The 25,200-nt window shown below is 55.1% G+C and carries 23 protein-coding genes; 10 read left to right on the forward strand and 13 right to left on the reverse strand.

What is annotated here, in order from left to right:
* Positions 1–8: 8 nt before the first annotated feature.
* From R8G34_04180 to R8G34_04190, 3 genes are all read right to left on the reverse strand, one after another.
* Positions 9–1,133: a carbohydrate ABC transporter permease gene (locus R8G34_04180; protein ID MDW3222072.1), complete on the reverse strand. Its 1,125-nt coding sequence runs from the start codon at positions 1,131–1,133 to the stop codon at positions 9–11.
* Positions 1,133–2,113 carry a sugar ABC transporter permease gene (locus R8G34_04185; GenBank protein ID MDW3222073.1) on the reverse strand — a complete coding sequence of 327 codons (981 nt, stop codon included), beginning with the start codon at positions 2,111–2,113 and terminating at the stop codon, positions 1,133–1,135. Before R8G34_04185 ends, R8G34_04180 begins: the two co-directional genes overlap by 1 nt.
* A 78-nt stretch (positions 2,114–2,191) precedes the next feature.
* Complete coding sequence (locus R8G34_04190; protein MDW3222074.1) at positions 2,192–3,547, reverse strand: ABC transporter substrate-binding protein; 1,356 nt, start codon at positions 3,545–3,547, stop codon at positions 2,192–2,194.
* Positions 3,548–3,799: 252 nt separating this feature from the next.
* Between R8G34_04190 and R8G34_04195 the strand changes: the two genes are divergently transcribed.
* Together R8G34_04195 and R8G34_04200 are read left to right on the forward strand one after the other, a co-directional pair.
* Positions 3,800–4,822 carry a substrate-binding domain-containing protein gene (locus R8G34_04195; protein MDW3222075.1) on the forward strand — a complete coding sequence of 341 codons (1,023 nt, stop codon included), beginning with the start codon at positions 3,800–3,802 and terminating at the stop codon, positions 4,820–4,822.
* Between the two features lie 10 nt (positions 4,823–4,832).
* A complete protein-coding gene (locus R8G34_04200) occupies positions 4,833–6,146 on the forward strand; it encodes a GH1 family beta-glucosidase (protein ID MDW3222076.1) in 1,314 nt (437 codons plus the stop codon).
* Between the two features lie 3 nt (positions 6,147–6,149).
* On the opposite strand, the gene R8G34_04205 is transcribed toward R8G34_04200, so the two are convergent.
* On the reverse strand, positions 6,150–7,430 hold the full coding sequence (locus R8G34_04205) for a cytochrome c peroxidase (GenBank protein MDW3222077.1): 1,281 nt from the start codon (positions 7,428–7,430) through the stop codon (positions 6,150–6,152).
* Positions 7,431–7,436: 6 nt separating this feature from the next.
* On the opposite strand from R8G34_04205, the gene R8G34_04210 reads away from it, so the two are divergent.
* The gene (locus R8G34_04210) at positions 7,437–7,907 is read left to right on the forward strand and encodes a tetratricopeptide repeat protein (GenBank protein MDW3222078.1); all 471 of its coding nucleotides are present in this window, start codon (positions 7,437–7,439) and stop codon (positions 7,905–7,907) included.
* 32 nt (positions 7,908–7,939) lie between these two features.
* On the opposite strand, the gene dctP is transcribed toward R8G34_04210, so the two are convergent.
* The 6 genes from dctP to R8G34_04240 all read right to left on the reverse strand — a co-directional run bounded on the left by dctP (position 7,940) and on the right by R8G34_04240 (position 13,552).
* A complete protein-coding gene (gene dctP / locus R8G34_04215) occupies positions 7,940–8,998 on the reverse strand; it encodes a TRAP transporter substrate-binding protein DctP (protein ID MDW3222079.1) in 1,059 nt (352 codons plus the stop codon).
* Positions 8,999–9,023: 25 nt separating this feature from the next.
* Positions 9,024–10,313 (reverse strand): TRAP transporter large permease, encoded by a 1,290-nt coding sequence (locus R8G34_04220; GenBank protein ID MDW3222080.1) that lies wholly within the window; start codon positions 10,311–10,313, stop codon positions 9,024–9,026.
* A complete protein-coding gene (locus R8G34_04225; GenBank protein MDW3222081.1) occupies positions 10,313–10,903 on the reverse strand; it encodes a TRAP transporter small permease in 591 nt (196 codons plus the stop codon). Before R8G34_04225 ends, R8G34_04220 begins: the two co-directional genes overlap by 1 nt.
* Before the next feature lie 80 nt (positions 10,904–10,983).
* Positions 10,984–11,478 carry a flavin reductase family protein gene (locus R8G34_04230; protein ID MDW3222082.1) on the reverse strand — a complete coding sequence of 165 codons (495 nt, stop codon included), beginning with the start codon at positions 11,476–11,478 and terminating at the stop codon, positions 10,984–10,986.
* 29 nt (positions 11,479–11,507) lie between these two features.
* Positions 11,508–12,398, reverse strand: a complete 891-nt coding sequence (locus tag R8G34_04235; GenBank protein ID MDW3222083.1) for an aldo/keto reductase — start codon at positions 12,396–12,398, stop codon at positions 11,508–11,510.
* Positions 12,398–13,552, reverse strand: a complete 1,155-nt coding sequence (locus R8G34_04240) for an LLM class flavin-dependent oxidoreductase (GenBank protein ID MDW3222084.1) — start codon at positions 13,550–13,552, stop codon at positions 12,398–12,400. The genes R8G34_04235 and R8G34_04240 overlap by 1 nt, the downstream gene beginning before the upstream one ends.
* 102 nt (positions 13,553–13,654) lie before the next feature.
* Here R8G34_04240 and R8G34_04245 point away from each other — a divergent pair, with 102 nt between their 5' ends.
* Both R8G34_04245 and R8G34_04250 read left to right on the forward strand, forming a co-directional pair.
* Positions 13,655–14,362 carry a GntR family transcriptional regulator gene (locus tag R8G34_04245; GenBank protein MDW3222085.1) on the forward strand — a complete coding sequence of 236 codons (708 nt, stop codon included), beginning with the start codon at positions 13,655–13,657 and terminating at the stop codon, positions 14,360–14,362.
* An 11-nt stretch (positions 14,363–14,373) separates the two neighbouring features.
* On the forward strand, positions 14,374–15,468 hold the full coding sequence (locus R8G34_04250; protein MDW3222086.1) for a Gfo/Idh/MocA family oxidoreductase: 1,095 nt from the start codon (positions 14,374–14,376) through the stop codon (positions 15,466–15,468).
* A 269-nt stretch (positions 15,469–15,737) separates the two neighbouring features.
* On the opposite strand, the gene R8G34_04255 is transcribed toward R8G34_04250, so the two are convergent.
* Positions 15,738–16,481 (reverse strand): glucose 1-dehydrogenase, encoded by a 744-nt coding sequence (locus R8G34_04255; protein MDW3222087.1) that lies wholly within the window; start codon positions 16,479–16,481, stop codon positions 15,738–15,740.
* Positions 16,482–16,648: 167 nt separating this feature from the next.
* Here R8G34_04255 and R8G34_04260 point away from each other — a divergent pair, with 167 nt between their 5' ends.
* The 5 genes from R8G34_04260 (at position 16,649) to R8G34_04280 (ending at position 21,123) form a co-directional block, all read left to right on the forward strand.
* Positions 16,649–17,350 (forward strand): GntR family transcriptional regulator, encoded by a 702-nt coding sequence (locus R8G34_04260; protein ID MDW3222088.1) that lies wholly within the window; start codon positions 16,649–16,651, stop codon positions 17,348–17,350.
* 144 nt (positions 17,351–17,494) lie between these two features.
* Positions 17,495–18,010, forward strand: a complete 516-nt coding sequence (locus tag R8G34_04265) for a redoxin domain-containing protein (GenBank protein ID MDW3222089.1) — start codon at positions 17,495–17,497, stop codon at positions 18,008–18,010.
* 235 nt (positions 18,011–18,245) lie between these two features.
* A complete protein-coding gene (locus R8G34_04270) occupies positions 18,246–19,226 on the forward strand; it encodes a TRAP transporter substrate-binding protein (GenBank protein ID MDW3222090.1) in 981 nt (326 codons plus the stop codon).
* A 76-nt stretch (positions 19,227–19,302) separates the two neighbouring features.
* Positions 19,303–19,830, forward strand: coding sequence for a TRAP transporter small permease (locus R8G34_04275; GenBank protein MDW3222091.1), 528 nt, complete (start codon positions 19,303–19,305; stop codon positions 19,828–19,830).
* Positions 19,831–19,839: 9 nt separating this feature from the next.
* Positions 19,840–21,123 (forward strand): TRAP transporter large permease, encoded by a 1,284-nt coding sequence (locus R8G34_04280; protein ID MDW3222092.1) that lies wholly within the window; start codon positions 19,840–19,842, stop codon positions 21,121–21,123.
* 101 nt (positions 21,124–21,224) lie between these two features.
* Here the strand turns inward: R8G34_04280 and R8G34_04285 are convergent, their stop codons facing one another.
* Together R8G34_04285 and R8G34_04290 are read right to left on the reverse strand one after the other, a co-directional pair.
* Positions 21,225–23,660, reverse strand: a complete 2,436-nt coding sequence (locus R8G34_04285; protein MDW3222093.1) for an FAD-dependent oxidoreductase — start codon at positions 23,658–23,660, stop codon at positions 21,225–21,227.
* 398 nt (positions 23,661–24,058) lie between these two features.
* The gene (locus R8G34_04290; GenBank protein ID MDW3222094.1) at positions 24,059–25,030 is read right to left on the reverse strand and encodes a LysR family transcriptional regulator; all 972 of its coding nucleotides are present in this window, start codon (positions 25,028–25,030) and stop codon (positions 24,059–24,061) included.
* Positions 25,031–25,200 lie beyond the last annotated feature (170 nt).

The raw sequence follows: 25,200 nt of genomic DNA on the forward strand, positions 1-25,200 counted from the left end.
GAACTTTCCTATTTGACGGAGCCGGCCAGCAGACCGCGCACCAGATAACGTTGCATTGTGAAAAACACGATGAGCGGCACCGCGATGGAGATAAATGCCGCAGAGGCCAGAATACCCCAGTCGCCCCCACGTGAGCCCAAAAGGTCATCCGCGATCTTGACCGTCATCACCCAGCTTTCAGAGTTGGACGGCAGGAACACCTTGGCCACCAGCAGGTCGTTCCATGTCCACAGGAACTGAAAGATGGCGAAAGAGGCCAGTGCGGGAAAGCTCAGCGGCAACACGATCTTGGTGAAGACCTGAAAATCAGTGGCCCCGTCCACCTTGGCGGATTCAATGATATCGCGCGGCAGGCCGACCATGTAGTTTCGTAACAGGTATATCGCCAGTGGCAGCCCGAACCCGGTATGCGCCATCCAGATGCCAAGGAAACTCTGCCCGATGCCGATCTTGTTGTGGAACTGCAAAAGCGGCACGAGCGCCAGTTGCAAGGGCACAACCAGCAAGCCGACCACCACGGCGATCAACAACCCCCTGCCCGCGAAATCCATCCACGCCAGCGCATAGGCCGCAAAAGCAGCAATCAGAATGGGGATGATCGTCGCCGGGATCGTCACGGTCAGTGTGTTGATGAAGGCAATGTCCATGTTGTTGGAAAACAGGATGTTGCGATAATTCGAGAGCGAGAAATCAGGCGGCGTTGCAGTGGAATAATAAACACTCGGGTCGCGCTTGATTTCAGCAGGCGAGAAATAGCTGAAATCGCCGTTTTGTTGAACTGTCAGCGCGCGGTCACGGGTGAGTTCAGCGGTTTCACCCGCAGCGGCAATCGTTGGGTTGGAACGTGCGCCGCCAAAACGGATCACTTCCGTATCACCGCCGCCAAAGATATTGCCTTCGATCACGAAGCCGCCATTGCCGGGTTTGGCCTCTTCAGCAGGGATTTTCGCCTGGAAATTCTGCTCGACTGCAAAAGGCGAAAGCCACCAGCCTGACGCCGAAATCTGGTCCCGGTCGCGAAACGACGACACAAGCAAGCCAACGGTCGGGATCAGCCAGATCACCACGAGAAAGATCACCGACAGATTGACAGCCCAGCTGAGCGAAGATTTGGTACCTGCAATATTTTCCATTATCTCATCTCCGCACGGGCTTGACGAATGTTCCAGATCATCACGGGCAGCACGATGATCATGATGACAAAGGCAACCGCGGTGGCGCGCCCATCATCGCGAAACATGTAAGACATCATGTAGCTGGGCAGAATTTCAGTGCCGAAATTGCCCCCTGTCATCGTGTAGACGATGTCGAAAACCTTGAGCACCAGAATGGTAATCGTCGTCCAGACCACCACAATGGTGCCCATGATCTGTGGCACCTTGATCTTGAAGAATACCTGAAACGGGTTGGCCCCATCGATTATCGCGGCTTCGATGGTTTCCTCGGGAATTCCGCGCAGGGCAGCAGAGAGGATTACCATGGCAAAACCGGTCTGGATCCACACCAGAATGAACATCAGGAAAAAGTTGTTCCAGAAGCGCAGTTGCAAAACGTCGAGCGGCTCTGAGGCGCCAAACATGTCCCGGATCGCGTTGATCAGACCGATGTCGGCATTGTTGGCGTAAACGAATTTCCAGATCAGCGACGCGCCCACAAAGGAAATCGCCATGGGCATGAAAATCAGAGACTTGGCGATGTTGCCCCATTTCATCCGGTCGGTCAGCTGTGCCACCAGAAGGCCGAAGAACGTGGCGGAGGCCGGGACAACCAGCACCCAGAGGAAATTGTTGAAAAGCGCTGTCTGAAACCCGGTATCCGAGAACATGACGGAATAGTTGCCAAACCCGATGAACTCATCTCCGGAGCGGTTGTAAAGAGAGCGCCAGAAAGAGCCGACAACCGGGTACACAAGATAGAGACCCAGAGCGGCCATCGCGGGAAACAGAAACAACCAGGGCCGCACAAGATTGGCGCGGTTGATGTTTTGCCCGGGATTATCTGCACGCGGCGGAAAGATAACCTTGTCAAGAATGAGATTGGACAGAAAGAAGTATCCGACACATCCGCCGACACCCACGATAACTGTCACAATCCCCTGTAGCAGCGGTGACATGGCATTCCCTCCCAAGATGCAGTTTCACGGTGGTGCGGTCCGGCAAATAGATTGCCGGACCGCCGTTTTGTGCTGGGGTTACTGGATTGTGTCCCAGCGGTCTTGGATGCCTTTGGCGACCTCTTCTGCGCTGACGCCCGTGGTATAATCGACCATGCCTGTCCAGAACGCGCCCGCGCCGATTTCGCCGGGCATCAGGTCTGATGCATCAAAGCGGAATGTCGTAGCGTTCAACAGAATTTCCCCCTGCGCTTTAAGACTTGGATCAGCATAGAGGTCTGCGTTTACACCCGCATGCGCTGTCAGGAAGCCGCCCTGTGCCATCCACAATTCATGTGCAATTGGCGTTTTCAGGAATTCCACAAAAGCATTTGTGGCCTCGGATGGATTGGTGATGGCAACAACGGTGCCCGCGCCCAAAACTGGCTTGCCGAGATCTTTCTCGGCATAGGCAGGAAAGTAGAAGAAATCGACATCGTCCCCGACGGCTGTGCCTTCCGGGAAGAATGCCGGGATGAAAGAAGCCTGACGGTGCATGTAGCACTTTGGCGGGATCGAAAAGAGGCCCGTTGGGCTGTCGCGGAAATCTGTATTGGCCACTGCTGATGCGCCGCCGTCGACATACGCGTCGTTGCGGGCGAAGGCACCGAATTCTTCGATTGCGGCAATCACCTTGGGATCGTTGAACTTCAGTTCATTCGCAACCCAGGCGTCATAGTCTTCCGGCGATTGCGTGCGCAGCATCATTTCCTCGACCCAGTCTGTCGCAGGCCACCCTGTGGCCGCACCGGAACCCAGACCGATACACCACGGTGTGCCGCCCTCTTCCACGATCTGGTCGGTCAACGCCTTGAGGTCTTCCATCGTTTCGGGAATGTCATAACCCGCCTCGTCAAAGGCTTCGGGCGAGTACCACACCAGAGATTTCACATCGACGCGGTAGAAAATACCATACATCTGATCGGCGCCATCTGCATCCGCGTAGGTACCCAGATCGACCCAGGATTGCCCAGCGGCATAGTTATCCCGCACCCAATCTGCAGATCCATCCGCCAGCGGTGTCAACAACCCCTGGCTTGCCATATCCGCAGCAAGGCCCGGTTGCGGGAAGACCGCGAGGTTTGGCGCAGAGCCGGAGCGGGCGGAAATCACGATGTCCTGCTCAAAGCTATCTGACCCGGAATAATTCACCGACGCCCCTGTGGCGCTCGTGAAGTAAGAGAACGCGATATCCACCTTCTCTTTTTCGTTGCCCGTCCACGGTCCTGTGATCTCGACAGACTGACCGCTCAGATCATATTTGTCGGCAAATGCTGTATAGCTGTCCCAGTTGAAATCACCTTCGCCTACAGCAAAAGGCTGATGCCCGTCTGCCTGCGCCATACCTGCGCAAAGAGCCAGCGCTGCTGCGCCCGCGTAAAACCGTGCCTTCATTGTATCCTCCCGTTGCGGTGCCTGTTTCGGCACCATAGTGCTTATTATCTACGCGCAAAGAATCACCTCAAAGCGCTTTGGATGCCTTGAACGTGGCTGAACGCTGTATATCTGTCAACTCATGGTTCGGTTTCATTTGCGTTTTCAAGGCGCTAGATTTTAGCGCTCCGACTTACACTGTTTGGCCTTTGACGAAAGCGATCCACCTGCATAGGCTGGCACGGTTGAGCACAGAAAAGACGTCCGGATTTTATGAACTTACGAGAATTGTCAAAACGGTTGAACCTGTCGCAAACGACGGTCAGCCGTGCCCTGAACGGGTATCCGGAAGTCAATGAAGCCACGCGAAAGCGCGTTGCTGATGCCGCAGCACTTTATAATTATCTTCCCAACGTGCGCGCCCAACGACTGGCAACGGGACGTTCCATGTCAATCGGACACATCATTCCGCTTTCAAAACAAAACGAGATGGTGAATATCGTCTTTGCCGATTTCATCACCGGCGCGGGTGAGGTCTACTCTCGGCATGGCTACAACATGACGCTTACCGTTGTGCGCGATGAAGACGAGTTGAACACCTACCGCATTATGGCAGAACAGGGTGCGGTGGATGGCATTATAGTGCATTCTCCCACCCGTAATGATCCGCGCATCTCATTTCTGGCCGATCTGGATATCCCATTTCTGGTGCATGGGCGCGCGTCGGAGGTCCGTATCGAATATTCGTGGATGGACGTGAATAACAAGCGCGCCATCGAAAAAGGCACGCAATACCTGTTGGACCTCGGGCATGAACGCATCGGGTTTATCAACGGTCAGGAACATATGGATTTTGCGCAACGCCGCCGCGAGGGATATCTCGCAGCGTTTGCGGCACGCGACCTGAAACCGACTGAGGCGCGCATGCGTACGGGTGAGATGAGCGAGCCTTTTGGGCACGCCTCAACGCTTGAGATGCTGGACAGCGATGATCCCCCAACCGCATTTGTTGCTTCCTCCATCGTGCCCGCGTTGGGTATTCGTCGTGCCGTTGAGGAACGAGGGTTACGCATGGGGCGGGATGTTTCAATCCTGTGTTTTGATGATGATATCTCCTATCTTCCCAATGGTTTGGATGCGCCGGTATTCACCGCGATGCGCTCTTCTGTGCGCGATGCCGGGCGTCGTTGCGCCGAGCTTTTGATGGAACAGATTTCCACGGCCTCGCGCGAGATCAGAACCGAACTTTGGGACGCAGAATTGGTGATCGGGCAGTCCACCGGCCCATGCCCTTGAAGGACAAGACATGAATTTCAAACGATCAGACTTCCCACAAGATTTTCAATTCGCAGCCGCCACCTCGAGCTATCAGATCGAGGGTCATAAATTTGGCGGTGCGGGCAAAACCCATTGGGACACCTTCGCCGCCACACCCGGGAATGTGGTGCGCGCAGAAAACGGCGATATCGCCTGTGATCACTATCACCGGATGGACGAAGACCTCGATCTGATGCAAGCGCTTGGGCTTGATGCGTACCGGTTTTCTACCAGCTGGGCGCGGGTTCTGCCGGAGGGGCGCGGTACGCCAAACCCTGAAGGGCTTGATTTTTATGACCGATTGGTGGATGGACTGCTGGCGCGCGGGTTGAACCCGATGGCGACGCTCTATCACTGGGAACTTCCCGTGCCACTGGCGGATCTGGGCGGCTGGCGCAATCCGGACATTGCCCATTGGTTTGCTGATTTCGCCACTGTGATCATGGAACGGATCGGGGATCGGGTGTTCAGCGTCGCGCCCATAAACGAGCCGTGGTGTGTTGGCTGGCTGTCGCATTTCATGGGACATCACGCGCCGGGCCTGCGCGACATCCGCGCCACCGCCCATGCCATGCATCACGTGTTGACGGGACATGGTCGGGCCATTCAGGCAATGCGCGCGTTGGGTGTGAAAAACCTCGGAGCGGTGTGTAATTTTGAATACGCAAACCCCGTGGATGACAGCGCAGAGGCCGCATCGGCCTCACAGCTTTATGACGGCTACTACAACCGCTTCTTTTTGGGCGGTTTGTTCAAAGGCGCATATCCAGATGACGTCATGGCAGGACTTGGTCCTCATATGCCCAAGGGCTGGGAAGATGATTTCGATCTGATTGGGCAGCCTCTGGATTGGTGTGGGTTAAACTACTACACCTGCAAACGCATTGCACCCAATGATGGTCCCTGGCCTGCACATGACGAAGTTCCCGGCCCTTTGCCCAAAACACAGATGGGATGGGAAATTTACCCTGAGGGGCTGCATCATTTCCTGACCTGGGTACATGAGAATTACACGAAAGGCTTGCCGCTCTATGTTACCGAAAATGGCATGTCGAACCCGGATGAAATCGATGTGCCGGATACCGCACGGATTGATTACCTCAACGCCCATATTGCATCGGCACAACAGGCTATGGCAGAGGGCGTCCCGCTTGCGGGCTATACGTTCTGGTCGCTGATGGACAATTACGAATGGGCGCTGGGGTATGAAAAACGCTTTGGCCTGATTCATGTAGATTTTGAAACGCTGAAACGCACACCCAAAGCCTCCTATCATGCCTTGGCAGCGGCGTTGAAACGGTAAGTTTCAGGGTTTGAACCACGCGGGCACGCCAAACGGTGGCGTATGGAGCGTGGTCCCAGTGAGGCTTTTCAGAAACGCGACGATCTGCGCGATTTCCGCGTCTTCCAGTGTTTGCGATTTTACCTTGACCGCCTGCGCTTGGCGCGCCATTTCGCGTGCATCCGATTGAATTATGAAATCGGTTGCGGCCAACCACGGAACGGCGGGTAGGTTTGCGTCTTGCCTGTGCCATGCCGCGCGCGCCGACTGTGGATCAAGGTGATGACGCACCATGCTTCCCAAAGTGGGATAGGCCCCGTTGTGCCCATAGGGCGCGGTCAAGGCCACATTGCGCAACATCGGTGTTCGAAACGCATAGGCGTCCGCAATCCGATTGCTTTCGCCCATACGACCCACATCGCGCGCATAAGGGTCAAAAAGGCGCGTGCGGCCCGGGCCAAAGGCAGGCAAGCCAAGCGCGTGGAATCTCTGATCCGACATTAACGGCCCGGAATGGCAGCTGTTGCAACCTGCTTTGCCATAAAACAGATCCATTCCTGCCTTTTGCGGATCTGTGAGTGCGTCGGATTTCCCCGCAAGGTATTGATCAAACGGGCTGTCGATACTGGTCCACTCAATTGCCATAAAAGCAGCCAGCGCATTGGCAATCTCAACGATTGTTACCTCCTCGGAGGTTTCAATATGATCGAAAGCTTCCACAAAACGCGCGCCGTAATCACCATCGGTCCGCACCCGTTTCGCCAATATCGGCCAAGCCCCATCAATTCGGTCGTGCACAGCCCCGATGATTTCGTTTTCACCGGGATTGCCTGCCATCTCGAATTGTGCGGTCAGCGGAAACAGAGCTTGCGCGGCCAGCAGAGAATTCAGACCATCAGGCAACCATTCCTCGGCGGGAGAATTGAAGCCATTACCAAAAATCTCCGATGTGCTGAGGCGCCCGTCATGAAACATCACGTGCAGATCACGCGCGCCAAGGTTCCATAGCCCGGGCGCATTGCGCGGAATGCGTTTGGCAATGCGCGACAGGCCCGTGCCGGGGGTGCGATCCGGACCCAGGCCGCTGCCCCCCTCCCCGATACCCAGTGACAACCCGTCTCCGGTGCCAAAATCAGGATGATGGCAATGCGCACAGGTAATATTCCGGTTGCCCGACAAGATCGGATCGTAGAACAAGGACTGGCCCAGAGCCGCCTGTTTGTGATCAAATTCGAGAAAATCCGCTTGCGACAGGGGCCGCGGTAGATCACCCGCCGTAGCTGCGAACGCAAAACAGGAGACCAAAACCCAATGCGCACCATACTTCTTGCCTGCACATTGCTTGCCGCCCCCGCGTTTGCGGAGATCGAAGAAGCGCGCGATATGATGGAGGCCGGTCAATTTGAAGAAGCCTACGAAGCACTTTGGCCCGCCGCGCGGTCGGGCAATGCCGACGCAGAAGAGCTGATCGGCGTGATGTATGCCATGGGCCTCGGTGTGCCGCGCGATGACGTGCGCGCGTTTGAATGGTATCTGCGCTCGGCGATGAAGGGGCATCCGGGTGCGCAATCTGGTGTTGGATGGTACTATGAGGTCGGGCGCGGATTGCCTAGCGTTGACCTTACGCGCGCCTATATGTGGTACACGCTTTCCGCCATTGGCGGTGATCCTGACGCCGCGATCAGCCTGGAAGAGGTCGTCAAGAAAATGACGCCGGAAGAGATCGAAAAAGCGCATGTCCTAGTGGCCGACTACAAGGTCTGGATGTATCCGTTTCGGTGATCGGGGGCGGCCAAAGACCGCCCCTTTTCGGTTTAGTTCAAGTCTGCCGCGCGGGCTTCGCCAAGCTCAGCTTCGGCCTCAGCAACCGCTTCCGCGAGCGCGTCAAAAATTTCCTCGCCCCGTCCGACGTTGCCTTTGAACCAGTCAAACACAGGTGCGGCACCTTCTTTGAAGGCCGCTTTCTGCTCAGGTGTTGGGACATAAAGATCGCCACCTTCGGCCACGAATTGCTCGTAGGCGGCGATAGATTTACGCTTGGGCGAGGCAAATGTCGCCTGTTGCAGCGCATAGAACCCATCCACCACAACGCGGCGCATATCTTCGGGCATCTCAAGGAATTTTGCGTTGTTCATCCACCACAGCGCGCCCATGTAAGCGTGGCCGTCCAGCGTGACATATTTCAATCCCGCATCGGGGAATTTCATGCCCATAATGTCGGTAATGCCGTTTTTGGAGCCCTCGACAACGCCGGTCTGAAAAGAGGTGAACAATTCAGGCCACGGGATCGGTGTCGGGGCTGCACCAAGTGCTTTGACCAGCTCTTGCGGCAGGTCCGCCACAACCGTACGGATCTTCAGCCCTTCCATGTCCGACGGCTCTGCCACGCGACGTTTGGTATTGGCAAAGTTGCGCCACCCGCCCGTGTTGCCGATGGTCATCAAGCGGATTGTGTCACCGGAGTCCTCCAGCGCCATGGCGCGCATTTTGCGGGTGAAATCGCCCGACAGAACCGTTTCTGCAATCCGGTCATCTGCCATCAGGTAAGGCAGGTCAAGCACCTGAACATAAGGGAAAATCCCCGAGGCACCGCCCGAAGTAGACACATAGACGTCGATGGTTCCATCTGCGACGCCCTGCAGACATTCCGCACCATTGCCACACAATTGTGTTCCGATGAACAGTTCAACCTCGATTGCACCATTGGACGCGGCTTCAACGTAGTTTTTGAACACGACCAGACCATCATAGTCTTCGTCATTCTCATTGGAATTGGCCGTGGCGCGGATCTTAAAGTCCGCGGCGGACGCAGCCATCGCCGTACCGGCAAGCAACGCCGCCAAGGTCAAAGTCTTTAGTGTATTTTTCAGCATTAAGCTCTCTCCCGTTAGATTATAGTTAGTTTGCAAAGCCCGTCAGTCGCGGGACGGTCATGGATAGCGCCGGTATGTAGGTGATCAGGAAAATCACTAAGATCTCCACCGCGAGGAAAGGCAGGATCGCTTTGGAAATTGCTTCCACGCGTTCGCCCGACACCGACGAGGCCACGAATAAAACCAGCCCCATGGGCGGTGTCGCCAGCCCCACTGTCAGATTGACGCTCATGATGATCGCGAAATGGATCGGATCGACGCCGAGACTAACAAAGATGGGTCCTAAAATCGGCCCCAGAATGATGATTGCCGGACCCGCATCCAAAAACATCCCCACAACGAACAACAACAGATTGATCAGGAACAATAGGATCAGGGGGTTGCTGGTCAGGCTGAGCACAAATTCAGCCATGGCTTCAGGTGCGTGGCTCAGGCTGACGACCGTCTTGAAGGCCATGGCGGCCCCGACCAGCAGCAGAACTACCGCAGAGGTGATCCCTGCCCGGTTCAGCACATCCGGAAGATCGCTGAGTTTCAGCGTCCGCATGACAAATAACCCGATGACCAGCGCATAGGCCACAGCAACAGCCGCGGCTTCAGTGGGGGTAAATACGCCCGCCAAGATACCACCCAGAATAATGACAGGCGTCATCAATGGGAAAAACGCCTTGAGGCTCGCTTGACCGCGTTCACCCCATGAGTGCTTTTTCGTGGCCACGGGGAAATCGTATTTATCCGCCTGAAACTTCACCATCAACATGAGGCCAAGACCGACCATAATGCCCGGCACAATGCCCGCGAGGAACAACGCAGCAACGCTTTCGCCCATCACATAGGCATAGATGATCATGATGCCCGAAGGCGGAATAATAGGCCCAATGACCGAGCTGGCCGCGGTAATGGCGGCGGCAAATTTGCGCGTGTAGCCCTGTTTTTCCATGGCCGGGATCAGCATGGACCCAAGCGCGGAGGTATCCGCCACAGCAGACCCTGACAGACCGGCAAAAAGCATCGAGGACAGGATGTTCACATGTGCCAAACCACCGCGAAAATGCCCCATCATGGCTTGAGCAAATTCGACCAGCCGCATGGTAATGCCGCCCTTGTTCATCAGCTCGCCCGCGAGCATGAAGAAGGGAATGGCCATCAGTGGAAAACTGTCCATCCCATTGTAAACGTTACGGTACAGGAGTGTGATGTCTTTTTCCTGACCGTTCAGCCAGAGCAGGATACCCGGCGCGGCCAGAAGGCCAAAAAACACCGGCAGACCGATCAACAAGAAAACGAGGAAAAGCGGGAGAAACCATACCAGCATTATTCAGCTCCCACTTGTTCTTCGAGAGAAATGGGAGGCAGACGATCTTCGCCGCCCATCATTTTCACGATCGCGCGCAGGATCAATTCCACGTTCACGGAAATGAGCAGTGCAACGCCCAGCAAGAGCGATGCCATCATCCAACTGCGTGGCACGCGCAGCCAGTTCTCAAAGGTTAAATCCGTCGGAACATAAAGCGAGGCCGTAGCGAATTTACCCGCAAATCCCGTCACTTCGGACCACCCGATCTGCACAGCGACGATCAAAACGCCGAGGCTCAGAAACAGGAGGATCAGCGTGATAACAGCCCCGATGCGCGCGGGCAACAAGCGCACCAGCGTATCAATGGCGACAAACCCGCCGCGCCGGAAGGCTGTCGGTGCCATCAAACCGGTCATCCACATCATGCAGAAACGTGCGGCCTCGTCGGGCCAAGGCAGCGCGCTGTTTAACGCGTATCGGAAGAAAACTTGAATCAGGATCGCGACGACCATTGCGGCCACGGCAAACACGCCGATGGCGCGTCCAAGCGTCAGCAAGGCCTCATTGACCAGCCGGAGCGGTGTCATCACCGCCAGCAATGCTCCCATGTCGGAGCCTCCTCCCTTGTGCCCGGGTATTCCGGGTCACCGCGCGCAGGTTTTCCCTGCGCCCTTCATTGGTTGGCCCTTTAAGCCTTTTTGTCAAACCTTCTAAAGCGGCCTTGGCAAAAAATCAGCGCCTCCCCCTCCCGGGAGGCGGCTGACAGGACCCGACCCAGAACAATCGAATGATCGCCTGCGTCATGAATTTGGTGTGTCACGCATTCAAATCGCGCCAGACAATCGTTCAGCAATGGCACGCCTTGCGCGTTGAATGTGACGTCCAACCCATCAAACGCCTGACCCGATTTGGCAAATGCCATGGCGACATCTTCGTGCTCAGGCGCCATCACATGGATCGCAAAATTTTGCGCTTGGATGAAGGCATGATACCGACTGGATGATTTCGCCGGGCTCCACATCACAAGGGCCGGATCCATCGAAATGCTGGAAAAGGAATTTGCCGTCATGCCAATCGGGCCTTGCGGCGTTTGTGCCGTTACCACGGTCACCCCGGTGGCGAACTGACCCAAGGCATTGCGAAATTGCCTCTGTGTATCAGCGCCGGGCGCGAAGTGATTCATCTGCGCCATTTGCCGTGTGCCATCTGCCATCACGCGACCTCCTGTCCGTTTGCGGCTTCAAAAAGTTCAAACCAGGTTTGGCGATCCATTTCGACCTTGAAAGCATCGCTGAATGTGGCGATGCGTGACAGCGTATTTGTCCCCATCACGGGCATAATTCCAGCGGGGTGCGCCAATAACCAGGCAACAGCAACTGCGGCACGATCAACGCCTTGCGCGGCACCAATTTCGTCCATCTTGGCGCTCAGAGGATTTGTTTCCGTCATCAAGGACCCACCGCCGAGGGGCGACCACGCCATGGGTTTGATCTTATGCTGTTGCAGATGCGCCAGATCGCCATTGGTGTAACTGTCCCGCGCGGCCAGCGACATTTCAATCTGGTTTGTCACCAAACGGTTGTTCATCGCGGATTGCAATAAATCCCAATCCCATGGTCGGAAATTGGACACTCCGACAGCGCGTACTTTGCCGCTTTGGATCAAGGCATCCAATGCGCCACCGGTTTCTTCGGCATCCATCATCGGATCAGGGCGGTGGATCAGCAACAGATCAATCTGCTCAATGCCCATATAGGTCAACGACGCCTCGACCGAGGCCTGAATATGCGCCGCTGACGTGTCATAGTATTTGACCCGCCGGTCGCTGTATTTGCCGATGGGCGCAACGATGTCACATTTTGTCACGATTTCAAGCTGATCGCGCAAACCGGGGCTTTGTTTCAAACACGCACCCAACACCTCTTCGGCGGCATAGCCCCCATAGATATCTGCCTGATCCATCGTGGTAATGCCCTGCGCAAGACAAGCATCAATCTTGGCACGCACGTGATCGGGCGCGGTGTTTGTGTCATCGGCCAGACGCCACATGCCATAGATAATGCGGCTGAATTGCAGGGTGTCGGAAAGGGCAATGCGTTCCATCAGCGGCGTTCTCCGGCGGCAAGTGGGGTTTTTGGCGCAGCGTTTGGCACGCGCCCATAGGCTTCTGGCAAGGAGCAGGTTTTTAGGTGCGGCATCACCAAACGTCCAAAATGCTCGGCTTCTTCAATGTGCGGATACCCGGAGAAAATGAACGCCCGGATGCCCATTTTCCGGTAAGCTTCGATCTCGGAAAGAACCTGATCGGCGGACCCGACCAAGGCCGCGCCACATCCAGACCGCGCGCGCCCGACGCCCGTCCACAAATGAGGCTCAACATAGCCAAACTCATCCGCAATATCGCGGTTTTTCGACTGATGCGACACACCAAGCGAGGTCGAATCCAAAGCCCGTTCGCGAATTTTGCGGCCATAGTCGTCATCTAATTTAGAGACGATGTAATCGGCGTATTCTTTCGCCTCGGCTTCGGTATCGCGCACAATCATATGCACGCGCAGGCCGTAATCCAGCGTGCGCCCTTTTTCAGCCGCCCGTGTGTGTACCGCCTGCATCCGTCCGGCGATCTGATCTTTGGGCTCTGGCCACATCAGATAAACGTCACAATGTTCAGCGCAAAGATCCAACGCTGCCGGAGAATACCCCCCGAAATACAACAGTGGCCCGCCTGTTTGATAGGGGCGTACCGGGTCCGTTGTGACCTTTTCGAATTGGTAAACTTCGCCTTGATGATCGATCTCATCGCGCGTCCAGGCCTGTTTGAGGATTTCCACAACCTCGCGGGACCGTTGATAGCGAAAATTACTTTCTGCTTTTTCGCCCGGGAAATCAGAGCTGATGATATTGACCGTCAAACGGCCCTCCAGCATGTGATCAAGGGTGGCAATCGTGCGCGCCAACATGATGGGCTGCATCTCCCCACAGCGCACGGCGGCCAGCAGGTTGATTTTATCAGTGATCGGCGCGCAGCCCGCCACAAAACTCAACGTGTCCTGCCCCACCTGATAGGACGATGGGCACAGAATATTGCGAAACCCCTGCGCCTCAGCGGTTTTCACGATATCCGAACAATGCTTCCAGGAAGAGCGCAGATCACCATCCGGCACACCCAAGAATTGATAGTCATCAGAGCACAGAGCCGAAAACCAGGACACTTCCGCCGCATCTAAATCTGCTGAGGTTACCGGCACGATCGTCATAGATTTCCCTTTGCACGCCTTGATATGAATTGCCCCTTGAATAGCACTCACAAACTGGTAGATCAATGGTGTATCAATTTTCAAATCACGTTTACCCGCTTCATGGTCACACCATCTCAAAACGCCAACACGCCGCCAAAATATGTCCAGCTCAGCGAGTTGCTGGCGCGCGACATTGATGCGGGGCGTTTGCTGGATGGGGAACGTCTGCCGCCGGAACGCGACATGGCCGCATCACTTGGCACCTCTATTGGCACCCTGCGCAAAGCCCTTGCCGTGCTGGAAAAAAAGGGATTGTTGCGCCGGGTTCAAGGCTCGGGCAACTATATTCAGAAATCCGTTGAAGCCGCTGGCGCATATCCGATGTTTCGCCTCGAATTGCTCTCGGGAGGCGGTTTGCCGACAGCTCAGGTTCTCACGCTGGATGTGATTCAAAAACCGAAAGACTTGCCCGCTTTTGGCACAAGCCCACGCGCCACGCGCATCCGCCGCCGCCGTTATCTCAATGATGTAGCAATTGCGGTTGAAGAAATCTGGCTCGATGCCAGCGTGGGGGAATTGAGTGTCAATCGCCTCTCTGATTCTCTATATCAAACCTATCTCCAACAGCTGCATTTCTGGATCACGCGGGCAGAAGACCGCGTCAGCATCGGGTCGCTGCCCTCCTGGACTCCCGAAAGCTTTGGTCAGGGTGGTGCCACTTGCGGATACATCGAACGCTACAGTTGGTCGGATCACCCCACCGCAATTGAATTCTCTCGCACATGGTTTGATACCGCCAAAGCCGTCTACGTGCAGCGGTTGAAATAAGGACAACGGACATGAGTAAGATCACTCGGTATGGCATGATCGGCTGCGGCATGATGGGTCAAGAACACTTGAAAAATATCGCGCTTTTGCCCGACACCTCTGTTAGCGCGATATTTGAGCCAAACGAGGACATGCGCCGGATTGCCCATTCACTGGCACCCAAGGCGCGATTTGTGAGCTCATTGGCAGAGCTGCTGGAGGAGGATACGCTGGAGTGTCTCGTCATTGGCAGCCCCAACCATTGTCACGCGGAGCAGGTCGTGGAAATCGCCGAAAAGCGCCCCCTGCCCTTGTTGGTAGAAAAGCCATTGCTGACTGATCCTGCGGACATCCCAAGGTTGAAAAAGGTCTCAGCAGCCTATCCGGCGCCGATCTGGGTTGCGATGGAGTATCGCTATATGCCGCCCATTGCCGCTTTGCTGAACGAAGTGGAGGAGGTAACGGGCGGGGTCAGAATGCTAAGCATCCGTGAACATCGCTTTCCGTTTCTTCACAAGGTGGGCAACTGGAACCGGTTCAATCATCAGACCGGCGGCACCTTTGTCGAGAAATGCTGTCATTTTTTTGATCTGATGCGTCTGGTCATGGGTACGAAACCGATCCGGGTCATGGCCAGTGCGGCGCAATCGGTGAACCACCTTGATGAGAATTACGATGGCGCCGTGCCCGATATCATCGACAATGGTTATGTGATTGTCGATTTTGAAGGCGGCAAGCGCGCCATGCTGGAGTTGTGCATGTTTGCCGAAGGCGCGCGGTATCAGGAGACCATTTCCGCCCTCGGCCCGCAGGGAAAAATCGAAGCATTCGTACCCGGACCGACCCGCTTCTGGCCTGACGATCTGGGGCCCGCACCAACACCTGTTCTGGAGGTCAGCCCCCGGTTCCCGAAAAAACCGCAGACGCGCAAGGTTCCGGTCGATCCGAACCTGTTGGAAGCGGGTGACCACAATGGATCCACATTTTATCAGCATCAACGGTTTCTCGAACTGATACGCGGGCAACGCAGCCAGCCGGATGTGTCTTTTAGCGATGGTCTATGGGCCGTGGAAATGGGCATGGCCGCACAGATTTCCGCGCAGACTGGTCGGTCGATTGATCTGTAAGGACGGCCGCGAATCCATCCGTTCGGCCCACGCCAACCTGCCCCAAACGCAAGTTCAACGCGACTGAGGATACAGGATGGCCCCGAAATTCCTGTCGGGCCAAGCGGCACAAAGGCACGGAGCGAACAAACCGCACCCAAACTCGATTTGCACGGATATTTTCAACCCATTGGTGCTTTTCAATGGCAGATGACCTGCCAAGCCTTGTCTGGTCATCTGCTGTCGGTCAGAAACATCGGCCATCCATTGTGCCTGTCCCGCCTGGTCGATCAGGAGAAAAGCATACCACCATTAATGTCGACATTTGCGCCTGTGATGAATGCCGAATCTGCACTTGCGAGAAACAGAATCAGATTGGCAGTGTCATCGGTAGTCCCTTGCCGCTTGACCGGCGCCGCTGCCTCAAACCCGCGGCGACCTGCATCAGGTGTGTGGATGTTGTGGAAATCCGTATCGATCATCCCCGGACACAACGCGTTCACGCGAATATTGGGACCGACTTCCTTGGCCAGCGCGCGCGTCATCGTCATCACGGCACCCTTTGACGTGGCATAAGCAACCGCTCCCGGCCCACCGCCATCACGACCCGCCTGGCTGGCGAGGTTCACGATGGTTCCACGTTCCATATGCGCCAGGCATGCCTTGGTCATCAGAAACATGCTGGTCAGGTTGAGTTCCATCACTGCATTCCAATGCGTAAGTGACATGTCAGAAATGGTTTTGCGCGCAATCAAGCCGCCCGCATTGTTCACCAGGATGTCGATGCCGCCAAACTCCGCGACGGTTTTCGCGACAAGTGCTTCGACATCTTCCAGTTTTGTAAGATCACCCTTCATTGCAAAGGCCCGACCACCCTCGGCGGTAATTTGCGCGACCGCTGCATCCGCGCCTGTGCTGCTTGAATAGTAGTTGATCGTTACGTTCGCGCCTTCTGCTGCCAGTTTCAGCGCCGCGGCCTGCCCAATGTCTCGCCCCCCGCCGGTAACTATCGCGGTTTGCCCTGCAAGTTTCATAAGGTGTTCCTTTTCATTTCATCTCGCTCTGGTATACTAGTTATTAAACTGGTATACCAGTGAGAACTGGATCCTGCCGCGCTTATGCCAATGTGAAGCCAGGTATGGTGAAGTCCGTCGCATTTTCGCTCAAAAGGCTGAGGTTTGCATAACAAGGAAGGGATGGAATGTCACAAGCCACACAATTCACCGGGCGACGCACGAGTGTTGATGATATTTTCGAACACCTTCATGCGGAGATCCTGTCCTTGCGACTGCGGCCCGGCGACAAAATTTCGGAGGCCGAGGTCGCGGCACAATTCAATGTGTCACGCCAACCGGTGCGCGATGCGTTCAGCCGCCTTGCCACGCTCGATCTTTTGCTGATCCGCCCGCAACGCGCAACCGAAGTGAAACGCTTCTCAGCCCGCGAGATCATCAAGTCCCGTTTTGTGCGCGCCGCTATTGAAAAGGAAGTTCTCGGACGCGCAGCGCTGCATTGCGACGCAACCGGCGCGGCACAACTTGACGCAGCCCTTGCGGCACAGGAACAAGCGATACACGATCGCGACGTGGATGCATTTGGCAAATTGGACTATGCGTTCCACAAGACCCTGTGCACAATTGCCAAGGTAGATTTTGCCTTTGATGTCATTTCTGCCGAAAAGTCCAAGGTTGATCGTCTATGCACTCTGAGCCTGTCGAAATGGGATCGTGTGCCCGAATTGCTGGCAGATCACCGAAATATTGCCGAAGCCATAAAAACCCATGACGCTGACAAAGCGGTCACGTGCGGCATGTGGCACTTGTCGCGGCTGGATGACACGATTGAGCAGATTTCGCAAACCAATGCAGGCTATTTCGAACCTGCTGACCCGCGGAGCAAATGACATGCATTTCCTTCGCAACTGCCCTTTTGCCGGCAACCGGCCCAACAGCCGGGCATTACCTGCCGATCCAAATTTACTCCATGCCCGTGCGTGTTCTTACAAAACGCAACGGGATGGCGCTTCAAAATAGAAAAAGGACGCTAAGTGAACACGTCAAAACCCCATGTCGGTGATCAGATCGGCAAAATGATCCTGGAGACCACCCAAGGCGGATCGGTATCGATCGGACAACCCAAACAACGTTGGACCATGCTTTTTGTATATCGGGGACGACATTGTCCTCGGTGCAAACGCTTTTTGAACAAGTTGAATGACGCACTGGCAGCTTGGACAGAAGCCATGGATGTCGTCGTGGTTTCGGCCGACACACGCGACAAAGCAATCGCGGACAAGGATGAATTTGGCTGGAATTTTGATCTGTGCCACAGCTTGACGGAATCGCAGATGCGATCTTTGGGCCTCTATGTATCTGATCCGCTTTCTGATCAGGAAACGACGGGCCGGTTCGCTGAACCCGGAGCCTTTGGACTCCGTCCGGACGGGACGCTCATGCTGGCTGACATCTCAAATGGGCCTGCCGCGCGCCCCGATCTTGATGAATTGCTGGATGGGATGATCTTCAATATCGAAAATAACCGCCCCGTGCGGGGAACAGCATAATGCATAGATCGCGGGCAACTCATGCGGTTGAACCCGTGCGGAAAAATGAATGAAACGCGCGATGGTTTTCATAGATAATTTGAGAGTTGACAAATCTAGTATACTAGTCTTCTTTCGAATATGAGGAAAAAATACGCCACGATTTCGCAAGTCACAGCAGTAAGGAAAAACTGCGTGGTTCTAACAAAACGATTTCGGGTTCTAGAAGAAGTTTAATACTCAAAGGGAGGACATCATGTTCAACACTCTAACTAAATCGCTGGTCGGGGCGGTCGCCGTGACTGTATTGGGAACGGCGGCATTTGCGGAAAACTGGCGCGGCTGGAATATTCACGTCGACGGTTATCCAAATACTGTCGCGATGGACAAATTTGCTGAGCTTCTGGCGGAAAAAACCGGTGGCGAAATTTCGTTGCAAATGTTCCACGGCGGCACGTTGGGCAGCCAGCCTGACGCAATCGAGCAGGTGCGCCTGGGTGGTCTGGAAGTTGGGAACTTCAATCTGGGACCCATCGGGCCAATCGCTCCTGCGGCCAACGTTGTTTCCTTGCCATTTGTCTTCAAAGACGTCCCCCATATGTTCCGTGTTCTTGACAGCGACGGCGGCGCGGCAATCGCGGCGGGCATGGCTGAAAAGGGTTTGCAGCCGCTGGCATGGTATGATGCCGGCGCACGCTCCTTTTACAACGGGGAAAAAGCCATCAATACGCCTGCGGATGTTGGCGGCATGAAAGTCCGGGTCATGAACAACGACCTGTTCACAGGAATGATCTCGGAACTGGGTGGCAACCCATCCCCAATGGCATTTGCGGAGGTTTATCAAGCCCTGAAGACAGGCGTTGTTGATGGCGCAGAAAACAACTGGCCATCATATGAATCTACCGGCCACTTTGAAGTTGCAGGGTATTATTCACTGTCCCAGCACCTGATCATTCCTGAGTGCATTTGCATCAACGCAGGCACATTCAACGCATTGTCAGACGAAATGAAGACGGCTGTTCTGGAAGCGGCACAGGAGTCAGCACTGATACAGCGCGAGCTTTGGGCCGAGCGCGAAGCCGCCAGCCGCAAAGCCGTTGAGGCAGCCGGTGTTGTCGTTAATGAAGTGGCAGACAAAGCCCCGTTCCAGGCGGCAATGGCACCTGTTTATGAGGCCTATTTCGAAACCAACCCCGATCTGCGTCAATTGGTAGAGCTTATTCAGGCAACCGAATAACGCCGAACCGATTATAGGTTTCTAGCGTCCGGCTCCCAGCGTCTGGAGCCGGACGTTTTTTTTCCGGAGTATCCCGATGAGCGATCTCACGCCTCTTCCCCCAGCCATACGGCGCATGACTGCCATCCTGGACATGGTGGCCTTTGCATGCCGCATCATAACCGGTGTCGCGCTTGTTGTTCTAACGGTGATCTTTGGGTGGCTCGTATTTGGCCGCTATGTCCTGAATGCGACCCCAACATGGGTCGAGCAAGTGGCCCTGTTGCTGGTCATGTTGATCGCTTTTCTCGGCGCCGCGGTCGGCGTTCATGAGCATACCCATCTTTCCGTCAATGTCTTGCGCACTGCTGTTCCGACGCGTGTTCGGCAGCTATTTGTGATTGCCACTGACGTTATCATGGCGGTCTTTGGCGGGCTGATGCTCTGGTACGGAGCGCAATTGACGCTTTTCAAATGGGGATCGCTGATCCCGCTGATCCAATTGCCGGAAGGGCTACGTTCGCTTCCACTGACCATCGGCGGGGGTCTCATTTTACTCTTTTCCATCGGTCATCTGATCCGCCTCTTGCTGGGCGTGGATTATCGTCGCGACAGCATAGAATAGGAGCCCGGTATGGGAGTTTTTGTCCTTCTGGGAATTTTCGCGCTGTGCGTCGCCATCGGCGCACCGGTCGCTTTCGCCCTTGGTATTTCTGCTATCGCAGCATTCTGGTTCGAAGGCCTGCCACTGATGATCGGCTTTCAGCGGATCGTGAGCGGCATCAATGTATTTGCCCTTATGGCGATCCCGTTTTTCATCTTTGCGGGCGAGCTGATGTTTCACGGCGGCATTGCCATGCGGCTGGTGCGATTTGCCTCTGCCGCAGTGGGAGCTGTGCGCGGCGGTTTGGGCATCGTCAACGTCTTCTCTTCCATGCTTTTTGGCGGCATCTCTGGCTCAGCCATTGCCGATATTTCCGCACTTGGCTCGATCCTGGTACCCGTCATGAAGGAAAAAGGATACGACGCTGATTATGCCGTCAATGTCACCGTGACGTCTTCAATCGCGGGCATCATCATTCCGCCCAGCCACAATATGATCATCTTTGCCATCGCGGCCGGCGGCGGAATTTCTATCTCCAAACTCTTTCTGGCAGGTGTCGTACCCGGCATTCTGATGTGTTTTTGCCTTGCTCTGGCGGCCTATCTTGTCGCCGTCAAACGGGGCTATCAAGCCGAACAGTTCCCCGGATGGACCGCTCTCGTCATGGCATTCTTTGGCGCAATTCCCGGGCTTCTCACAGCAGTCATCATTGTTGGTGGCGTACTCTCAGGCGTGTTTACGGTCACCGAGTCCGGCGCATTCGGCGCGATTTACGCCTTCATCGTGACACTACTTGTGTACCGCTCAATCACTTGGGAAAAATTCAGCCTTGCCGTGTCTCAGGCCGTCAAGACAACGGCAATGGTCATGATCCTGATCGCCTGTGCCGGCGCGTTTGCCTATATGCTGACGTTTTACCGGGTCCCGGCAAAAACAGTCGATCTGCTGACCGGGCTCACCGACAATCCCATTCTGATCCTGTTGATGATCAATCTGGTTCTTTTGATCTTGGGCATGATCATGGACATGGCTGCGCTTATTCTGATTTGTACGCCCATCTTCCTGCCCGTGGCCAACAGTCTTGGAATTGATCCCTTGCAATTCGGCATGATCCTTCTGGTCAATCTGGGCCTTGGCCTCTGCACGCCCCCTGTAGGTTCGTGTCTTTTTGTGGGCTGCGCAGTCGGAAAATTACCCATGGAAAAAGCGGTTCGCACAATCTGGCCGTTCTATATTGCGATTTTCATCGCCCTTATGCTGATCACTTTTGTCCCTGCCATATCACTTACTTTGCCGCGTTTGATCAGCGGGTAACAAATCTCTGATCAAGACGCAGCGACACCCACGAATGCCAACCGAGGGGGCGCAATAGCCGCACCGTGCGACGTCGTCAAACTGGATTTTCCGGGGGAAATTCAAGACCGGATGCGTTGGTATTCCGGATCATATGGGCCGCTTGTAATCACCTCGGCTTGCTGGAGAACGCCCATCATATCAATGGATAGTTCAGTGCCCAAACTGGCCCATTCAGGCCGAACAAACGCATAGGCAAGGTTCATACTCACACGGTGCCCCCAATCACCGGACGTGACAGTGCCCACAACGCCACCCTCATGCATCACGGAGGCTCCGCCATGCGCCGGAGCGTGATCGCAATCAATACGCAACGTGACCAGCGCCCGGGACGGTCCGTCTTGCAGACGTGCCTCCAGCGCCGATTTTCCGACAAACGCAGGTTTGGACATTTTGACGAACCTGTCCAGGCCGGTCTCATAAGGATCAAATTCCGTCAGAATGTCGGCTTTCCAGTGTAAAAACCCTTTTTCCATGCGCATCGACTCCACCGCGCGTGCACCGAACAATTCCAACCCATGCGCCTTTCCGGCCCGGCGTAGGGCGGTGTAGGCCGCATATAGCGCCGAATTGGGAATGTGGATTTCGTAAGCCAACTCGCCTGAAAAACTGACGCCCATTACCGTGGCAGGGACAAAGCCGATTGAGCATTCGCGCACAGAGAGCCAGGGAAACGCGTCACGGGACCAATCACCGCGCGCACATGCCGCGAGGACATCGCGGGCTTTGGGACCTGCCAAGACAAGAATGGTCTGCGCGTTGGTAAGGCTTTTGATCTCGACGTCTTCGCCCTCAGTGATATGCGCGCGTAGCCAATCCATATCGTGGTATTCTGAAGCTGCAGCAGAGCCATACCAGATCCGGTCTGGCCCGCGATCTGAGGCTGGGATATTGGCGATGGTCGCTTCGCTTTTTAGCATACCGTTTGCGTTCAGCAGGTATCCAAGACCAACCCGACCAGGCTTTCTCGTCACGGTGCCGCAAAACATCCGATCCAGAAAATCGTGAGCACCCGATCCTGTAATCTCAAATCGGTTGAAACCGTTGACTTCGCATAAGCCAACGTTTTCCTGAACATTTCGGACCTCGGTACCTATGACGTCAAATGTTTCGTCAAAATGGAAGCCTAGGGTCGGATGGAAATCAGGCGAGGGCTTGATGTAATCCACTCGCTCCCATCCGTTCACAACGGTAAATTCCGCCCCGGCGGCCTCAACAACTGGCGTCAGCGCTGTAGTTTTAGCACCCCGACCGGCTGGGCGGTGTTCGTGGGGGAAATGAAAACGGAACTCGTTTTGGTAGTCCTCGATCGCTTTGAGCGCCGTGAGCTCGACAGTCGCGTGTCCGGTGAAGCGACGTGGATCAATGATCCATGTGTCGTAACACGCCTCGCCATGGACGATTTGTTGCGCCAACAGCCAGCCATGCCCCCCGCCCTCACCCAGCCCTGCGCGCAGTCCGATGATGCAAAACGCGTTGCGCTTGCCGGGGATCGGGCCCACCAAAGGGGCGCCGTCAATGGTGTAGGTGATCGGGCCGTTGACGATATTCTTGATCCCGACTTCGGTGAGCGCCGGCATCCGCTCAAACGCGCCCTCCAACACATCGGTAATCCGGTCCAGATCATCCGGGCAGAGTGCGTTGACAAAATGCGGGTCAATGCATTCCATGCCCCACGTCTTGCAGTCCTGCTCGTAGAACCCGATAAGCAACCCGTTCTTTTCCTGGCGACAATAGTAATCACTTATGGGACACCGCAACAAAGGCATGCGGTGACCTGCATCCACGATTGCAGGGATGTCTTCAGTCACAAAATACTGGTGTTCCATGGAGACAACCGGGTGCTGGACACCCATCATCGCGCCAACCTCATTCACCCGGTAGCCGCAGGCGTTCACCACAATATCACAGTCAATGTCACCGTGTTCGGTTTGCACGGTCCACGTGTCATCTAGATGCTGCGTCAGTCCGGTGACGGGCGTGTTGCGATAGATTTCTGCCCCGGCTTGTCGTGCCCGCCGCGCGAGCGCCTGACACAGAGAGGCAGGATCAATATCCCCATCATTGCCATCCCAAAGCCCACCGATCAGATTGTCGGTGCTGATCAAAGGGTGGCGGCGGGCACATTCGGCGGCGTCGATCACCTCGAATTCAACATCCATGCCTCGCGCCATGGAAGCAAAATGCCGGTACCCATCCATTTGCGCGTCCGTATTCGCCAATCGAATGCCACCATCGCCATGCCGATAACTCACCGGATAATCCGGATCATCGCGTAATTCTTTGTATAGATTGATGGAATGCGACTTGAGCCCAACCATCGTCTGGTTCATCCCAAAGTTTGTCACCTGCGCCGCCGAATGCCAGGTCGTTCCCGACGTCAACTCGTTTCGCTCCACCAGGACCACATCGCTCCAGCCCTCTTGTGTAAGGTGATAGAGTGTTGAACAGCCAGCAATGCCCCCGCCGATGACAACAACTTTAGTGCGCGATTTCATATTGTTTGCCCGCTTCAAATTATATGCCTCAATGGCGCCAAATCGACAGGGAAGGTCAACCAGACAATCCTGATTGCGATTTTTTCTAAACTAACTTTTGAATTTTTAATCGTTTGTAAGCGCGGGCACAAAGTCCTTCACGATCTGAGCCTGCGGTACAGGCATGCGCGGATCTAAATGTGGTCAAAACTGGGTGTGGCGTCTTTTTTGAGGACGCAGAAATTCGATCTGGAGCCACCTTTGGCGAAACCGCTCTTACAAGCAGTTTGTTTGCTACGGCAAAACATTCAATCGCCATCGATGGTCGCCGCTACCGCCCGACTTCACGCCGAGAAGCTTTTCGCCAGTTCAGGATCCTGCGTTTGGTCGCTAACCTGAAACTACTTTGCGCCTCCAGTTTAATGGTCAACCGCAAGAAGATGAAAGCTTTCCTTCAGCCATGGCATTGCTTCATATGCCGGGTCCAGGAGGCGCTTTTCTACCAGATCGCGCATCGTGGCGTTTATCATGGCAGTGACCTGCCCCGGGCATTCCGGCGTAGCAAGCAGCGAAATATAGCGCGCAAAGCTCTTGATCGGCAGCGGATGTAAGGTGACTTGGCCATGGAACCGGCGCGCTCGGAAATAGCACGTCGGCGTCGTCACAGACCAGCCCGCGCCTGAGGCGATCATCGCCATCATCGTTTGGTTGCTTTCAATTTCAAAGCGGCTTGGCAAGTCCAATTTCAGTCGCCGCAACTGGGTATCGACCTGTTGACTGATTTGTTGTGTTTTAACATAGCGCAGCAAAGGCAAATCGCTTTTGCCAGCCAGAAAGTCTTCGGGATCAGTGCTGGTATGTGCGGGCAGCGCCAGCACAAAGGGATCACGGATCATCGGAAAATCAATCAGGTCGCCGAGACCGTCATTTGGCAGATTGGCAACACCAATATCCAGCTTCTTCAGACGCAGCATTGCAAGAATATCGCGGCTGTCTCTTGTGTGATGGGCAAAGTCACACCTCGGCATACCGGCGGCAAGAAAAACAGCCAATGAGGGGCCAATGTCACTGTCAAAATCCTCGATCAGCCCAAGGCGCAGGTTCTGCGCATCCGCCATGCTGCCCAGCGTCACTTCGGCGCGCGCTTTCCCGATCAGCTTGAGCGCCTGATCCACATTTTTCAAAAAAACAAGTCCCGAAGGCGTCAACGTCATCGGGCGCTTTTTGTGATTGAGCAATGACACACCCAACTGATCCTCGAGGCTGCGTAGGTGATGGGACACAGTACTGATGGACAGACCTGTTTCATTGGCCACGGCTTGAACGGATCCCAGATGGGCTGTTTCCCGGAACACCTCCAACCACTTCAGGCTCAAATCGGATCTTTGCATGGTTGGCTCCTCGACGCGTGAAATACTGAAATCCGACGTTCTGATTGAGCACACGCGGGTTGCGACAGTTTCAGATGTCATATTCTACTTTATCGAACTCAGATCGCATCACAAATCACCAATCAGGTGACCCATCAGAAACCTCAACTACAATTAAAAACACTAGCTGG

Source organism: Paracoccaceae bacterium (genome assembly GCA_033344815.1).
GTDB lineage: Bacteria > Pseudomonadota > Alphaproteobacteria > Rhodobacterales > Rhodobacteraceae > Roseobacter.

Coding starts and splice junctions, on each gene's coding strand:
- R8G34_04285 (MDW3222093.1), bottom strand. CDS start 23,660: ATGAAATCGCGCACTAAAGTTGTTGTCATCGGCGGGGGCATTGCTGGC.
- R8G34_04220 (MDW3222080.1), bottom strand. CDS start 10,313: ATGCTGGTATGGTTTCTCCCGCTTTTCCTCGTTTTCTTGTTGATCGGT.
- R8G34_04195 (MDW3222075.1), top strand. CDS start 3,800: ATGAACTTACGAGAATTGTCAAAACGGTTGAACCTGTCGCAAACGACG.
- R8G34_04250 (MDW3222086.1), top strand. CDS start 14,374: ATGAGTAAGATCACTCGGTATGGCATGATCGGCTGCGGCATGATGGGT.
- R8G34_04235 (MDW3222083.1), bottom strand. CDS start 12,398: ATGGAACGCATTGCCCTTTCCGACACCCTGCAATTCAGCCGCATTATC.
- R8G34_04185 (MDW3222073.1), bottom strand. CDS start 2,113: ATGTCACCGCTGCTACAGGGGATTGTGACAGTTATCGTGGGTGTCGGC.
- R8G34_04270 (MDW3222090.1), top strand. CDS start 18,246: ATGTTCAACACTCTAACTAAATCGCTGGTCGGGGCGGTCGCCGTGACT.
- R8G34_04255 (MDW3222087.1), bottom strand. CDS start 16,481: ATGAAACTTGCAGGGCAAACCGCGATAGTTACCGGCGGGGGGCGAGAC.
- R8G34_04210 (MDW3222078.1), top strand. CDS start 7,437: ATGCGCACCATACTTCTTGCCTGCACATTGCTTGCCGCCCCCGCGTTT.
- R8G34_04240 (MDW3222084.1), bottom strand. CDS start 13,552: ATGACGATCGTGCCGGTAACCTCAGCAGATTTAGATGCGGCGGAAGTG.
- R8G34_04245 (MDW3222085.1), top strand. CDS start 13,655: ATGGTCACACCATCTCAAAACGCCAACACGCCGCCAAAATATGTCCAG.
- R8G34_04275 (MDW3222091.1), top strand. CDS start 19,303: ATGAGCGATCTCACGCCTCTTCCCCCAGCCATACGGCGCATGACTGCC.
- R8G34_04280 (MDW3222092.1), top strand. CDS start 19,840: ATGGGAGTTTTTGTCCTTCTGGGAATTTTCGCGCTGTGCGTCGCCATC.
- R8G34_04200 (MDW3222076.1), top strand. CDS start 4,833: ATGAATTTCAAACGATCAGACTTCCCACAAGATTTTCAATTCGCAGCC.
- R8G34_04230 (MDW3222082.1), bottom strand. CDS start 11,478: ATGAATCACTTCGCGCCCGGCGCTGATACACAGAGGCAATTTCGCAAT.
- R8G34_04180 (MDW3222072.1), bottom strand. CDS start 1,133: ATGGAAAATATTGCAGGTACCAAATCTTCGCTCAGCTGGGCTGTCAAT.
- R8G34_04290 (MDW3222094.1), bottom strand. CDS start 25,030: ATGCAAAGATCCGATTTGAGCCTGAAGTGGTTGGAGGTGTTCCGGGAA.
- R8G34_04190 (MDW3222074.1), bottom strand. CDS start 3,547: ATGAAGGCACGGTTTTACGCGGGCGCAGCAGCGCTGGCTCTTTGCGCA.
- dctP (MDW3222079.1), bottom strand. CDS start 8,998: ATGCTGAAAAATACACTAAAGACTTTGACCTTGGCGGCGTTGCTTGCC.
- R8G34_04225 (MDW3222081.1), bottom strand. CDS start 10,903: ATGGGAGCATTGCTGGCGGTGATGACACCGCTCCGGCTGGTCAATGAG.
- R8G34_04260 (MDW3222088.1), top strand. CDS start 16,649: ATGTCACAAGCCACACAATTCACCGGGCGACGCACGAGTGTTGATGAT.